Below are 13,831 nucleotides of genomic sequence, written 5' to 3'. Positions count from 1 at the left end.
ACTAAGTCCTCAAGACGCGGCGGAAAGGCCGGGTGCCAGATGCAGCCGTGGCGTCACGGTTTCGAGCATGGGCAATGCAGCAGCCCCGAGCGCTGCGGTCAACTGCCCGGTTTGTCCGCGCATGACACGCGGTGCGGTGCGGGCGCGGCGGGTGGCTACTGAAACCGGCATGGGATCGAGCGCCGCGATGAGCGCGTCGATCACAGAATCGGGCAGGGCGCCGCCGAAAATGATGGTCTGCGGATCGAGCAGATTTTCCAGCGCCGCGACCGTGGGCGCGAGATAATCGGCGGCCTCGGCGATCCAGTCGAGCAGCACCGGATTGTGGGCGTCGTGCAGCGCTTGCAGGTCATCGACGTCGGTTGCGGTGATGCCGGCGGCGGAGAGCTTTTCGCGCAGGGCATAGAGCGAGACGAAGCGCTCCAGATTGCCCTCGGGGCCATAGAGCGCCGGCCGATTGCGCGGGGTGACGACAAAATGGCCGATCTCGCCGGCATTGCCATGGGAGCCGCGCAGGGGGCGGCCTTCCTGGATGATGCCGAGGCCGAGGCCGACACCGAAATATACGTAGCCGAAGCTGGAAAAGGCTTGGCCGGCGCCATAGAGCCGCTCACCGACGGCCGCCGCGGTGGCGTCATTCTCGATCTCGACGGGCTCGCCGATGGCCTCGGCGACGAGCGCCTTGGTGTCGAGCCCGGTCCAGCCGGGCAGAGTGGCGGGACCGACCGAACTCATGCCGTCGATTTCGAAGGGGCCCGGCATCACCACGCCAACGCCGAGCAGGTTGACGGCGATGCCGGGCACCGATTGGCGCAATTCATCCACTGCCAGCCGCAAATCGGCGAGGATGTGGGTGGGGCTGGTGTTGGCGACCGGGCGCACCGATTGCGCACGGACGCTCCCGGACAGGTCGAGCAGCACGATGACGATATGGTCGGCCGCGATCTCGATGCCGGCGGTCATGGGACCATCGGGATTGACCGCAAACTGGATCGGCGGCTGGCCGCGGCCGGAGCGCAAACGGCCCAGTTCGATCAACAGGTTTTCCGCCACCAGTTCATCGACGATATTGGTGACGGCCTGGGGCGTCAGGTGGGCGCGGCGGGCAATTTCGGTGCGTCCGATATGGCCCTGGCTGCGCACCAGGTCGAGCACGACGCGCCGGTTATGCAACCGGTTGCGCTCCGGATTGCTGCCGATGGCCAGGCTCCCCCGCGCTCCCGACTTTTCGCGTTTGCTCAAATCCCGGTCCATGGCGGAAGGCTATTTCCCGGCCTCGAATAACTCAAGTAGATTATTGTATTGACAAATTTGGCCGTGTCGGCTGACCTGTGAGGCTTGAGAAGGGGCTTTGCCCGCGCTCGAAATCAGGGGATTCTGTCCGCTTGGCCTTGGCTTAAAATGCCGGGTGGCGGGCCTTAAGGAGGTTATGATGCGCAATCGGTTCATGCTCGCCGGACTTGCCGCGGGGATCAGTTTGCTGACGCTGGGCGCGGCCCAGGCGGTGGAAATCGAATACTGGCAATATGCCTATGAGACCCGTGTGACGGCGATGGATCAGCTGATCGCCAATTTCGAAAAAGCCAATCCCGATATCACCGTTAAGCAGACGACTTTCCCCTATGACGATTACCAGACCCGCGTGATCGCGGCGAAAGCCGCTGGCCAGGGTCCGGACGTGTTGCAGCTGTTCTATGGCTGGCTCGACAAATTCCAGAGCGGCGGTGTGTTGCAGCCGCTGTCGCCAACAGTGTTCCCGCATGATGCGATCGAAGCCGATTTCTTCCCGATCGTGACGGCGATGAAGCGTGGCGACGACTATTATGGCCTGCCCACCGCCGTGCGCTCGCTGGCGCTGTTCTACAACAAGAAGCTGTTTACCGAGGCCGGGCTCGATCCCAGCAAGCCGCCGCAGACACTGGACGAACTGGTTGCTGCTGCCGTGGCAACTGCCAAGCATGACGATGCCGGCAATCTGATTTCCGAAGGCATCACCATGGACATGGCCGGGCAGGACCACCAGTGGTGGCGCGAAGTGCTGACCCGCCAGTTCGGCGGCGTGCCCTATAGCGATGACTATCGCACGGTGAAATATGGTGAGAAGGGTGGCGTCGAGGCGCTGAAATTCTACACCGATCTGCAGACCGAGCAGAAGGTCGGCCAGACCGGCTTTATGGATGAGGGCCAGGCGGCATTCCGCGGCGGCATGGCGGCGATGACCATCGACGGCACGTTCCGGCTCGGCTCGTTCAAGACCATCGACCAGTTCGAATGGGGCGTAACCGAGCTACCGGCCAATGCCGACGGCACGCGTTCCAACTATGCCAGCTATTTTGCCAATGGCATCGGCGCTTCGGCGCAGGGCGAAGAACTCGCCGCAGCCGAGAAGTTCCTGGCTTATGTTTCCTCGCCCGAGGCAATGCAGATCTGGCTGAACGTGGTCGGTGAATTGCCGGCCCGCAAGTCGGCGGCGCTGACCGACGCAAACTTGGCCGATCCGATCCTGTCGCCATTCCTCAAGGCGCTGGACTATGCACATACGACCCAGTTCGTCGATGAAGCCGGGCAGCGCCAAGTGGCTATCGATATGGCCAACCGCGTGTTGCTCGAAGGCCAGTCGCCGGCCGATTCCGTGGCCGAGGCCGCGACGGCCGAGCAGGCCATCATCGACGCCGCAGCGAAGTAAGCGACACCGTGGCGCAAGGCGCAATCACCGACGGCACGGCCTCAAAGGGCCGTGTCTGGGACCGGTTCTCGATCCGCACCAAACGCGTCATCTGGGCGTGGGCGTTTCTCGCCCTGCCCATCATTTTTTATGGCTGGATACGGTTTTATCCGACCTTCCAGGCGTTCTGGATTTCATTCACCGATTGGGACATTCTCAAGCCCGCGCAATTCGTGGGCCTCGAGAATTACGACAAGCTGGTGCACGATCCGCAGTTCTGGAAAGTGTTCCGCAATACCTTCACCTATCTCATTGTCGGCACGCCGATCAGCCTCGTGATCGCCTTCCTCGTTGCCTATTATCTGGACCGCGTGCGGTTCATGCATGGCTTCATCCGGGCGCTGTATTTCCTGCCCTTCTTGACCACGGCGGCGGCTTTGGCCTGGGTGTGGCGCTGGATTTACCAGCCGGTACCGGTCGGGCTGATCAACGGCTTGCTGTCGCAATTCGGCATTCCGCAGCAGCCCTTCCTCAAATCGACCACGCAGGGTCTGCCGGCCATCATGGTGACGGCGATCTGGGCGGGCTTGGGTTTTCAGGTCATTATTTTCCTCGCCGGCCTGCGCGCCATTCCCTCGACATACTATGAGGCCGCGCGCATCGACGGGTTGGGTGAAGGGGCGATCCTCCGCAAGATCACGCTGCCGCTGTTGAAACCCACCACGGTGTTTCTCGTGGTGTTCTCGTCCATCGGGTTCCTGCGGATTTTCGACTCGGTCTACAATATGACCAGCAATGATCCGGGCGGGCCGCTGGGCTCGACCAAGCCCATTGTGCTGATGATCTATCAGACGGCGTTTTCGTCCTTCGACATGGGGTATGCGGCGGCACAAACGGTGGTGCTGTTCACCATCCTGCTGATCGTGTCGCTGTTGCAGCTGTTTGTGCTGAGGAACCGCTGAGATGACGACGATTGCCGCCGATGCCGTCCCCCAGCCATTGAAATTCGGCCGCATCCGGCCGGGCCAGATCCTGATCTGGACGCTGCTGCTGCTGGGCGGGCTGCTGATGGTCATGCCCATCCTCTACATGTTCTCGACCTCGCTGAAGACCGCCAGCCAGGTCTATGACCTGCGCCTGATCCCGGCGGCGCCGACCTTCGACAACTACATCAAGGTGCTGTCCGACGGCAATTTCCTGCGCTGGTTCGGCAATTCCACGTTCATCGCCACCACGGTGACGTTGTCCAATGTGTTTTTTGACAGCCTCGTCGGTTACACGCTGGCCAAGTTCGAGTTTCGCGGGCGGTATTTCATCTTCCTCGCCATCCTCTCGACCCTGATGATCCCCACCGAAATGCTGGTCATCCCCTGGTATCTCATGTCCAGCCAACTCCACTGGCTCGACAGCTATTGGGGCATCATGTTCCCCGGCATGATGACGGCCTTCGGCACCTTTCTGATGAAGCAGTTTTTCGAGACCGTGCCCGACGATTTCCTCGAAGCCGCGCGCATCGATGGGCTCAACGAGTTCCAGATCTGGTGGAAGGTGGCAATGCCGCTGGTCGCGCCAGCCTTGTCGGCACTGGCGATCTTCACCTTTCTGGGCAATTGGACGGCGTTCTTCTGGCCGCTGATCGTCACCACCAGCCGCGAGCTGTATACGCTGCCGGTGGGGCTATCGAGTTTTTCGGACGCGCAGGACACGCGCTGGGAAATGATCATGACCGGTGCCGCGCTGGCGACGATTCCGACGCTCGTGGTGTTCCTGGTCCTGCAACGGTTTATCGTGCGCGGCGTGATGCTGGCCGGATTGAAGGGCTAGAGCATGAGCGATCCACGTTTGAGCGACACTAGCGTGTTCCCTGATCCGGTTTACAAGGAGACCGTGTTGCGGCCGCTGTTTGACGGCGCCAAGACCCACCATGTCGAAGGCTTTCGCGCCATCGATCGGGCGCATCTGGTCATGTTGGTGGAAACCGGCATTCTCGATGCCGCCTCGGCTGGCAAGATTGCGAAGGCGCTGGAAGCCATCGATGCGGAAGTCGATCCGGCCAAGCTGGTCTATACCGGCGAGGTCGAAGACTTTTTCTTCCTCATCGAAAAGGAATTGAAGACGCGGCTCGGGCCTGACCTGGCGGGGCGGTTGCATACTGCCCGCTCGCGCAACGATATCGATCACACGCTGTTCAAGCTGGGGCTGAAGAGCCGCATGGACACTTTGTTAGGCAAGGCGTTAGCGCTCTACGACGCGCTGGTTGCCGCCGCGGAGCGTGAGAGAGCTACCTTGATCGTGGCCTACACCCACGGCCAACCCGCACAGCCGACCACCTTTGGGCATTACCTTGCTGCAGTCATCGAAGTGCTGGGCCGCGATATAACGCGGTTGCTTGAGGCGCGCGAAACCGTTGACCTTTCGCCAATGGGTGCGGCGGCGATCACTACTTCGGGCTTTCCGATCGATCGCGCCCGCGTCGCGCAATTGCTCGGCTTCGCCGCGCCGCTGCAGAATTCTTATAGCTGCATTGCGGCAGTGGACTACATCACCGGTACCTATGGGGCGCTTGAGTTGATGTTCTTGCATCTGGGGCGGCCGATCCAGGATTTGCAGTTCTGGACCAGCTTTGAGGTCGGCCAGGTGTATGTGCCCAACGCGCTGGTGCAGATTTCCTCGATCATGCCGCAGAAGCGCAATCCCGTGCCGATTGAGCATTTGCGTCATCTCGCCAGCCAGACCTTTGGCCGCGCGCGAGCAATGCTCGATGTGATGCACAATACGCCGTTCACCGACATGAACGACAGCGAGGGCGAGACGCAGGCAATGGGCTACCAGGCCTTCGATAGCGCTTTTCGCGTGCTCGATCTGTTGGCAGCGTTGGTGGCGCAAATTCGTATCGATCCGGCCCGTGTTGCTAACAATATTCGCCGCTCCTGCATCACCATTACCGAGCTTGCCGATAGCCTGGTGCGGCGCGAAGGCCTGTCGTTTCGCGAGGGGCACGAGATCGCGGCCGCCGTGGCGAAGGCCGTGGTGGCGATTGACGGGGACCTGCCGGTCGACGGTTTTGCGCCATTTCTTGCCGCGTTCGAGAAGGCCACCGTCCGCAAGACGGTGATCGACGCGACCTTGTTCGCCGAGCTGGTTTCGCCCGAACATTTCGTCGCCGTGCGCAATAGATTTGGCGGCCCGGCGCCAGAACCGCTGGCAGCCGCGATTGTCGGCTATCGCGCCCAATCGGCTGAGTTTGGTGCTGGTATGCAGCGTCATGCCAAGGCGGAAGCTTCGGCGGCGAGCGAACTCAACAACAAATTCTCTGCCCTGGTGGGAGCGGCCTGATGGCGAATATCGAACTGCAAGGGCTGGTCAAAACCTATGGCAAGACCACGGCGGTGCACGGCATCGACCTGGATATTGCCGATGGCGAATTCGTCGTGCTGGTCGGCCCCTCGGGCTGCGGCAAGTCGACGACGCTGCGGATGATCGCTGGGCTCGAGGACATTTCTGGCGGCACGCTCAAGATTGGCGGCGAGGTGGTCAATGAGCGCGAACCCAAGCAGCGCAATATCGCCATGGTGTTCCAGAACTACGCCATCTATCCACATCTGAGCGTGGCGCAGAACATCGGCTTCGGGCTCTACACCGCCAAGCTAAGCAAGGCCGAAAAGGACCAGCGCATCCTGGCAACGGCCAAGACGCTGGGCATGGAAGAGCTGCTTTCCCGCCGGCCTTCCGAACTTTCGGGCGGGCAGCGTCAGCGGGTCGCCATTGGCCGGGCCATGGTGCGCGATCCGGTGGCATTTTTGTTCGATGAGCCGCTGAGCAATCTCGACGCGCAATTGCGCTCGCAAATGCGCATCGAGATCAAGCGGCTGCACCAGCGGCTCGGAACCACGATCGTCTATGTGACGCACGACCAGATCGAAGCCATGACCATGGCGGACAAGATCGTGGTGATGCGCGACGGACGGATTCTGCAAGTGGGCACGCCGACCGAACTCTACGAAAGCCCGGTCGATGTGTTCACCGCGCGGTTCATCGGCAGCCCGTCGATGAACTTGCTGCCGGGCAAGGTGGCGGGCGCTGCGCTGACGGCGCCGGGCGTAACGATTGCCGGCATCGACGCTGCCACCATTGCATCAGGCGACGTGCTGATCGGCGTGCGGCCGCATGATCTGGTCGTTGGCCAAGTTGGCACCGGACTCTCCATGTCGGGGTTCGTCACCGCGGTCGAGCCGCTCGGGTCCGAAACCCTTGTGCACCTGGATATCGCCGGCACTGAAGTCATCGCCACCGCGCCGGGAAAGCTGGTGCCAAAGGTCGACACGACGGTCGCCGCCTCGGCCATTCCGGGTTCACTCTACCTGTTTGCCGCCGCCGATGAGCGCAGCCTTGGGCGGCTCTGAATAGCATTATCGCCATGGATGTCCGTCGCGCGGCAGCATAGACTCGCCCCGCATTGTGGAGATCTTTGAATGCCCGCCAGTGATGTCCTGTCGTCCCGTCCGTTCGCCGATTTTTTGGGGCGCAGGCCCGGGGCCAATCCGTTGCGGGCGCGAATCGACGCTATGCATCGCCTGCCCGAGCCTGACTGTGTTCCGCCCCTGATCGCGGCAGCGACATTGCCCAGCGATATCGCCGCTGCGATCCGTGCGCTGACCATCAAGACCGTAACCGCCATGCGGGCGCAGAAGCGGCGGGGCGGGGTGGATAGCCTGGTGCAGGAATATGCGCTGTCGAGCCAGGAGGGCGTGGCGCTGATGTGCCTGGCCGAGGCGCTGTTGCGCACGCCCGATAACGGCACACGCGATGCACTGATTGCCGACAAGATCGCGCCGGGCGATTGGCAATCCCATCTCGGAGGTAGCCGCTCGCTGTTCGTCAATGCGGCCACCTGGGGCTTGGTGGTGACCGGCAAGCTGGTGACGCCTGTGGACGAGACCGGGCTGGGCAATGCGCTCGGTCGACTGGTCGCGCGTTCGGGCGAACCGGTGATCCGGGCTGGCGTCAATCTCGCGATGAAACTGATGGGCGAGCAGTTTGTGTCCGGCCAAACCATTGGCGAAGCTTTGAAAAATGGCCGCTCGCTGGAGGCCAAGGGCTTTCGCTATTCCTACGACATGCTGGGGGAAGCGGCGACGACGGCGCGGGACGCGGAGCGCTATCTTCAGGATTATCGGACGGCGATCCATGCCATCGGCAAGGCAGCGGCGGGGCGCGGCGTTTATGAGGGGCCGGGGATTTCGATCAAGCTTTCGGCGCTGCATCCACGGTATGCGCGTTCGCAATATGATCGCGTTATCAATGAGTTACTGCCGCGGGTGATCGAGCTGGCGGCTTTGGCAAAGTCCTATGATATCGGGCTCAATATTGATGCCGAAGAGGCCGACCGGCTGGATATTTCGCTCGATATTCTTGAGGCGCTGTGCTTGGAACCGGAACTGGCCGGATGGCAGGGCATCGGCTTTGTGGTGCAGGCTTATTCCAAGCGTTGTCCCAGCGTGCTGGATTTCTTGATCGACCTGGCGCGACGCTCCGGGCATCGCATCATGGTGCGCCTGGTCAAGGGCGCTTATTGGGACAGCGAGATCAAACGGGCGCAGCTCGATGGGTTGGATGGCTTCCCGGTTTATACGCGCAAAGTCTATACCGACGTCGCTTATATCGCCTGTGCGCAAAAGTTGCTGGCGGCGACCGACGCAGTCTATCCGCAATTCGCCACGCACAACGCGCAGACCATGGCGACGATCTATAATCTGGCCGGCGATTATGTGCCCGGCCAATACGAATTCCAGTGTCTGCATGGCATGGGCGAACCGCTTTATGAAGAGGTGGTCGGCAAGGGCAAGCTGGATCGGCCGTGCCGGATTTATGCGCCGGTGGGTAGCCATGAAACGCTGTTGGCCTATCTGGTGCGGCGGCTGCTGGAGAATGGCGCTAATTCGTCTTTCGTCAATCGGATCGCCGATCCGGAGGTGCCGGTGGAGGCGCTGGCGGATGATCCGGCGGCGGTGGCCGGGGCCATGGTGCCGGTCGGGATCGCGCATGAGGCAATCGATTTGCCACGCGATATCCTGGCGGGAGGACGCGCCAATTCCCGGGGGCTGGATTTGTCGAACGAGCCGCGATTGCAGCGGCTGGGGGTGGCGCTGGGGCAGAGCGTCGATGTGCAATGGCGCGCTGAGGCGATGCCGGGAGCCATGCGGCAAATTCTCAACCCGGCGGATCATCGCGATGTTGTTGGCACTGTGGTTGAACCGTCGCCGGACAATGCTGCGCTCGCTTTGAAGGTTGCAACTGCCGCTGCTCCCGCTTGGGCGGCGACGGCATCGTCCGAGCGCGCCGCTTGCCTGCGCCGCACTGCGGACGCGATGGAGGCGCAGATCGAGAGATTGATGGGCCTCATCATTCGCGAGGCGGGGAAGTCGGCGGCGAATGCGATTTCGGAAGTGCGGGAGGCGGTGGATTTCCTGCGCTATTACGCCGATCAGGCGGAGGGTTTCGACAAGGCGACGCATGCGCCACTGGGGCCGGTCGTCTGCATCAGCCCGTGGAACTTTCCGCTGGCGATTTTCACCGGGCAGGTAGCGGCGGCATTGGTTGCGGGCAATCCGGTGATCGCCAAGCCGGCCGAGGAAACGCCGCTGATCGCAGCGCAGGCAATTGAGCTGCTGCACGCGGCTGGCGTGCCGCGCGAGGTGCTGCAATTCCTGCCCGGAGATGGGCGCATGGGTGCGGCGCTGGTGGGTGATCCCGGCACGTGCGGGGTGATGTTCACCGGCTCGACCGATGTGGCGCGATTGATTGCCAGGCAATTGGCGGAGCGGACGCTGCCCGACGGAAGTCCGGTGCCGTTCGTGGCCGAAACCGGCGGGCAGAATGCGCTGATCGTGGATTCCTCGGCGCTGACCGAGCAGGTGGTGGGCGATGTGCTGGCCTCGGCCTTCGATAGTGCCGGGCAGCGCTGTTCGGCTTTGCGGGTGCTTTGCCTGCAGGAGGCCATCGCTGACAAGACGCTGGCCATGCTCAAGGGCGCGATGGCCGAATTGCGGACCGGCAATCCGGACCGGCTGGGCATCGATATCGGGCCGGTCATATCGGCCGAGGCACAAAAGATCATCGCCGATCATGTGTCGGCACTGCGCGCCAAGGGCCGCACCATCGTCGAAGCGCCGCTGGATCCCGCCACGGCGCTGGGCACGTTCGTGGCGCCGACGCTGATTGAATTGAAGGATTTGTCCGAGCTGACGCGGGAAGTGTTCGGGCCGGTGCTGCATGTGGTGCGCTATCGGCGTGAGGACATCGACACGCTGGTCGATCGCATTAATGGCTTGGGCTATGGGCTGACCTTTGGGCTGCATACGCGCATCGATACGACGATCGAGCGAGTGACCAGCCGGATTTCTGCCGGCAATATCTATGTCAACCGCAACCAGATCGGCGCCGTCGTCGGGGTGCAGCCGTTTGGCGGGCACGGGCTGTCGGGCACCGGCCCGAAGGCGGGTGGACCGCTCTATCTGCGGCGGCTGGTGCGCGGCGATGCTGGCGCCATTGCGGGGCTTGCGCCCAATACCCTGATCGATCCGGCGCTGTCGGCACTGGCCGATTGGCTGGCGGCCAATGGGCGAACCGGCTTGGCGCAACAGGCACTGGTCCATGGCGCGCATCCGGCGATCAACACTTCGGTGGAGCTGGCGGGTCCGGTCGGCGAGCGCAACGTCTATGGCACGGCGCCGCGCGGCACCGTGCTGGCCATCGCCGCCAGCGAAGATGGCCTGTTGCTGCAACTGGCGGCGATCCTGGCCAGTGGCAATTCCGTCGCTGTCGAGGCATCGCCGGCATTGTGGGCGCTGATCGACCAGTTGCCCGCGATCGTGCGCGGGCGGGTGGCGCGACAATCGGCGGATGATGGCGGTGTTGCTGCGGTGCTGGTTGAAGGCGATGCCGAGGCGGTGCGCGGGGTGTCGCGACGGGTGACCGGTTGGCCGGGACCGATTGTCACGGTGCAGAGCGCGCCGCTGGGGCAGGGTGGCTACAGCCTTGATCTGCTGGTGACCGAAACCGCGATCAGCACCAATACCGCTGCGGCCGGTGGCAATGCGAGCCTCATGGCGATCGCCTGATGGTTGGGGTCGGCACTGTCACATCAGTTTCACAAAGGTCGGATTTGAGTGCCTGCACATTAAGGGAATTCCAGCATGTCCAATGAGCAGGCCTATCTCGACCGTATTCGCGCGGAAATTGCCGACAGTTTCGATGAAGAACTCGAATTGCAGCTGGAGGACGATCGCCTGGATGAGTTGGTCAGCGACGGGATGGCTGAGCCGGGCCCCGAAACGGTCGATCGGAAAGTGTATTTCCGCGAGCTGTTCCGGCTCCAGCACGAATTGGTGCGGCTGCAGGATTGGGTGCAACACAATAAACTCAAGGTGGTGGTGTTATTCGAAGGCCGCGACTCGGCGGGCAAAGGCGGTGCCATCAAGCGGGTGACGCAGCGGCTCAATCCGCGCGTCTGCCGCACCGTGGCCCTGCCGGCGCCCACCGAGCGCGAGAAGAACCAGTGGTATTTCCAGCGCTATGTACCGCATCTGCCAACCGCCGGCGAAATGGTGCTGTTCGATCGCTCCTGGTATAATCGTGCCGGCGTCGAGCGGGTGATGGGGTTCTGCACGCCCGACGAGTTGGAGGAATTCTTCCGCACCGTCCCCGAGTTCGAGCGCATGCTGGTGCGGTCGGGGATAATCCTCGTCAAATACTGGTTCTCCATCACCGACGAAGAACAGGAATTCCGCTTCAAGATGCGCATCCACGATCCGCTCAAGCAGTGGAAGCTGTCGCCCATGGACATGGAAAGCCGCGTCCATTGGGAAGAATATACCAAGGCCAAGGAAGAAATGCTGGCGCGCACCCATACGCCCGAGGCGCCGTGGTGGGTGGTGCAGGCCGTGGACAAGAAGAAGGCGCGGCTCAATTGCATTGCCCATCTGCTGAGCCAGATACCTTATGAGGACGTGCCCAAGGCCGATGTGGAACTGCCTGGCCGCGTGCGCCACGACGACTATATCCGCAGCCCAGTGCCGCCGGAATTGTACGTGCCCGAGATTTACTAAGGCTTGGAAGCCGGGGCGGGTTTTGGCCCGCCCCGAAACACTCAGCGGCTGCTGAGCACCATCCGATTGCCTTCGCTGTCGCGAAATTCGGCCACCATCCGGGTGGGATCATACGGCGCGGCCTTCGGCTCGGTGATGATCTCGACACCCTTGGCTTTGAGGGCGTCCGTGGTGGCTTCGACCTTGTCATCGATCAGCACCAAGACCGGGTCAGCGGACGGGGCATCGTCGGGGCGACGGATGAAATGTAAAGCCGTATCGGCGCCGGCGAATTTGAGCTCGATCCAGCGCCAGCCATCCTCGCCCATAGGGGCATCGGCGGCGGTTTGGCAGGCGAAATTGTCGATGTAGAATTGCTTGGCCCGGTCCTGGTTGAAGACCGGCAGTTCGGCAAATTGAATATCCGTCGTTTAGTGGCGGTCAAAAGCCTGTTTGAGAGCCGTGGCGAAGGCTTCGGTTTGGGACTCGAAACCCATGTGGTCGCCGGGGAAGGGCATGGGTTTGGTGCCGAGGGCATCGGTTAAGGCCGTGGCCATGTGTTCGATCGGCTGGCCAGCCGATTGTTCACCGATCGCCACCACGATTTTTGCCCTGCCTGCGCGCAATGCGGGGACATCGGGGCGATAGAACGATAGCGGCAGCATGCCGTGCGCCAGCCAGTAGTCAAAATTGCCGCTGACTCGCGCGAAGGTTTCCATTGCTTGGGGCGGCATGGCGAATTCGGGCGGTGCCTCGGAAGGATCGCCTCCGTCGTCGAGGCCGTTATCGGCGAAGAACTGGCCCATGGCTGCCTCGATGCCGGCGGAGCGGTAGGTATCGTAGAGGCCTTGGGCGGCAGCGACCTCCGCTGACGGATCGGGAAGGAGCATCATGGTTGGTGGCTCGTGTGCCATCAGCGTCAGCACCAGATCGGGGTAGCGGGCAGCCAGGTTCAGGCCGATCTGGGCGCCGCCGCTGGTGCCCAGGATGTAAGCGGGACCGGTGCCCATCTGCCGTATCAGCGCTGCCGCATCGTCCGCCTGCACATCGAGTTGCAACGCCATGGGCGTGCCATCGAACGGACTGCGCGAGTTGCCGCGAGGGTCGTAGGCCACGACGGTGTAACGGTCGGCGAGCCGCTGCGACAGGCCTGCGAACACCCCGGCATCCTGCGGTCCTCCGGCGATGATAAGCAGCATGGGGCCGCTGCCCCGTACCTCATAATAGATCGTCGCGCCCGGCACTTTGAGCGTGGATGATCGAATTGGATAGGTCATGGGGCCTCTCGCGCTGTGTGAACTAGACCGTCCAGTACTTAACTTGCGCAAAACTAGACTGTCCAGTACCGTAGAGTCAACAGGGTGGTTGATTTTCCGGAATGATGACGTGATGACCAAAGCGACAATCGCCGAAGAACCGGCTTCGCCCGACAGCTCGAAACGCTCTAGCCTGAAGCGCCAGGCTATTCTTGCGGCGGCGACAGAGGTGTTTCTCAAAAGCGGCTATCTCGGCACCAATATGGATGAGATCGCGGCGCTGTCTGAAGTCTCCAAGCAGACGGTCTACAAACACTTCACCAGCAAGGAGGCTTTGTTCGTCGAGATCGTTTCCAGCATGACCGATGGCGCGGGCGACATTGTCCACAACGATGTGGCCGAACTCGATGAGGGCGGCGACGTGGCCAAATATCTGACGGATTATGCCTATCGCCAGCTCAGCGTGGTGTTGACGCCGCGCGTCATGCAATTGCGCCGGCTGGTGATCGGGGAGGTCAGCCGGTTTCCCGAACTGGCCAAAGTGCTTTATGAGCGCGGGCCGCAGCGCGCGATGGGCATGCTGACGGTGGCGTTTGAACGGCTGGCCAAGCGTGGCCTGCTCAGCTTCGATGACGCCAATGTGGCGGCGTCGCATTTCAACTGGCTGATTATGTCGGCGCCGCTGAACCAGGCCATGCTGCTGGGCGATGATGCCATTCCATCAGCATCCGAGTTGCGGCGTCACGCTGCCGAGGGCGTGCGGGTGTTCCTGGCGGCTTACGGCAAGAAGTAAGGTGGTTCCGGCAACCCTGGGTCGCCGGAAC

11 protein-coding genes are annotated in these 13,831 nt (G+C 62.2%); 8 read left to right on the top strand and 3 right to left on the bottom strand.

The window, feature by feature from the left end:
* Positions 1-9 precede the first annotated feature (9 nt).
* A complete protein-coding gene (locus JWP26_RS01320) occupies positions 10-1,242 on the bottom strand; it encodes an ROK family transcriptional regulator (protein WP_299722309.1) in 1,233 nt (410 codons plus the stop codon).
* Between the two features lie 190 nt (positions 1,243-1,432).
* On the opposite strand from JWP26_RS01320, the gene JWP26_RS01315 reads away from it, so the two are divergent.
* The 7 genes from JWP26_RS01315 (at position 1,433) to ppk2 (ending at position 11,772) form a co-directional block, all read left to right on the top strand.
* Entirely contained in the window at positions 1,433-2,686 is a 1,254-nt protein-coding gene (locus JWP26_RS01315) for an extracellular solute-binding protein (RefSeq protein ID WP_299722306.1), read from the top strand.
* 8 nt (positions 2,687-2,694) lie between these two features.
* Complete coding sequence (locus JWP26_RS01310) at positions 2,695-3,627, top strand: carbohydrate ABC transporter permease (RefSeq protein ID WP_299722303.1); 933 nt, start codon at positions 2,695-2,697, stop codon at positions 3,625-3,627.
* Position 3,628: 1 nt separating this feature from the next.
* Positions 3,629-4,489: a carbohydrate ABC transporter permease gene (locus JWP26_RS01305; protein WP_299722301.1), complete on the top strand. Its 861-nt coding sequence runs from the start codon at positions 3,629-3,631 to the stop codon at positions 4,487-4,489.
* 3 nt (positions 4,490-4,492) lie between these two features.
* The gene (gene argH, locus JWP26_RS01300) at positions 4,493-6,001 is read left to right on the top strand and encodes an argininosuccinate lyase (protein WP_299722298.1); all 1,509 of its coding nucleotides are present in this window, start codon (positions 4,493-4,495) and stop codon (positions 5,999-6,001) included.
* Complete coding sequence (locus JWP26_RS01295) at positions 6,001-7,068, top strand: ABC transporter ATP-binding protein (protein ID WP_299722295.1); 1,068 nt, start codon at positions 6,001-6,003, stop codon at positions 7,066-7,068. The genes argH and JWP26_RS01295 overlap by 1 nt, the downstream gene beginning before the upstream one ends.
* A gap of 69 nt (positions 7,069-7,137) precedes the next feature.
* Entirely contained in the window at positions 7,138-10,785 is a 3,648-nt protein-coding gene (putA, locus tag JWP26_RS01290; protein ID WP_299722292.1) for a trifunctional transcriptional regulator/proline dehydrogenase/L-glutamate gamma-semialdehyde dehydrogenase, read from the top strand.
* A gap of 75 nt (positions 10,786-10,860) precedes the next feature.
* Positions 10,861-11,772, top strand: a complete 912-nt coding sequence (ppk2, locus tag JWP26_RS01285) for a polyphosphate kinase 2 (protein WP_299722289.1) — start codon at positions 10,861-10,863, stop codon at positions 11,770-11,772.
* 41 nt (positions 11,773-11,813) lie between these two features.
* Here the strand turns inward: ppk2 and JWP26_RS01280 are convergent, their stop codons facing one another.
* Entirely contained in the window at positions 11,814-12,158 is a 345-nt protein-coding gene (locus JWP26_RS01280) for a VOC family protein (protein ID WP_299722437.1), read from the bottom strand.
* 24 nt (positions 12,159-12,182) lie between these two features.
* Positions 12,183-13,028 (bottom strand): alpha/beta hydrolase, encoded by an 846-nt coding sequence (locus JWP26_RS01275; RefSeq protein WP_299722286.1) that lies wholly within the window; start codon positions 13,026-13,028, stop codon positions 12,183-12,185.
* A 112-nt stretch (positions 13,029-13,140) separates the two neighbouring features.
* Between JWP26_RS01275 and JWP26_RS01270 the strand changes: the two genes are divergently transcribed.
* Entirely contained in the window at positions 13,141-13,800 is a 660-nt protein-coding gene (locus tag JWP26_RS01270; RefSeq protein WP_299722283.1) for a TetR/AcrR family transcriptional regulator, read from the top strand.
* The last annotated feature ends 31 nt before the right edge of the window (positions 13,801-13,831 follow it).

Origin of the sequence: Devosia sp., assembly GCF_028290435.1 — a bacterium.
In the GTDB taxonomy this organism is placed as follows: Bacteria; Pseudomonadota; Alphaproteobacteria; order Rhizobiales; family Devosiaceae; genus Devosia.
This window is presented reverse-complemented; position numbering and strand designations above follow the sequence as displayed.

What these genes read in the sequence shown, in the direction of transcription:
- JWP26_RS01315 (WP_299722306.1), top strand. Translation starts at nt 1,433, where the DNA reads ATGCGCAATCGGTTCATGCTCGCCGGACTTGCCGCGGGGATCAGTTTG.
- JWP26_RS01305 (WP_299722301.1), top strand. Translation starts at nt 3,629, where the DNA reads ATGACGACGATTGCCGCCGATGCCGTCCCCCAGCCATTGAAATTCGGC.
- argH (WP_299722298.1), top strand. Translation starts at nt 4,493, where the DNA reads ATGAGCGATCCACGTTTGAGCGACACTAGCGTGTTCCCTGATCCGGTT.
- JWP26_RS01295 (WP_299722295.1), top strand. Translation starts at nt 6,001, where the DNA reads ATGGCGAATATCGAACTGCAAGGGCTGGTCAAAACCTATGGCAAGACC.
- putA (WP_299722292.1), top strand. Translation starts at nt 7,138, where the DNA reads ATGCCCGCCAGTGATGTCCTGTCGTCCCGTCCGTTCGCCGATTTTTTG.
- ppk2 (WP_299722289.1), top strand. Translation starts at nt 10,861, where the DNA reads ATGTCCAATGAGCAGGCCTATCTCGACCGTATTCGCGCGGAAATTGCC.
- JWP26_RS01275 (WP_299722286.1), bottom strand. Translation starts at nt 13,028, where the DNA reads ATGACCTATCCAATTCGATCATCCACGCTCAAAGTGCCGGGCGCGACG.
- JWP26_RS01270 (WP_299722283.1), top strand. Translation starts at nt 13,141, where the DNA reads ATGACCAAAGCGACAATCGCCGAAGAACCGGCTTCGCCCGACAGCTCG.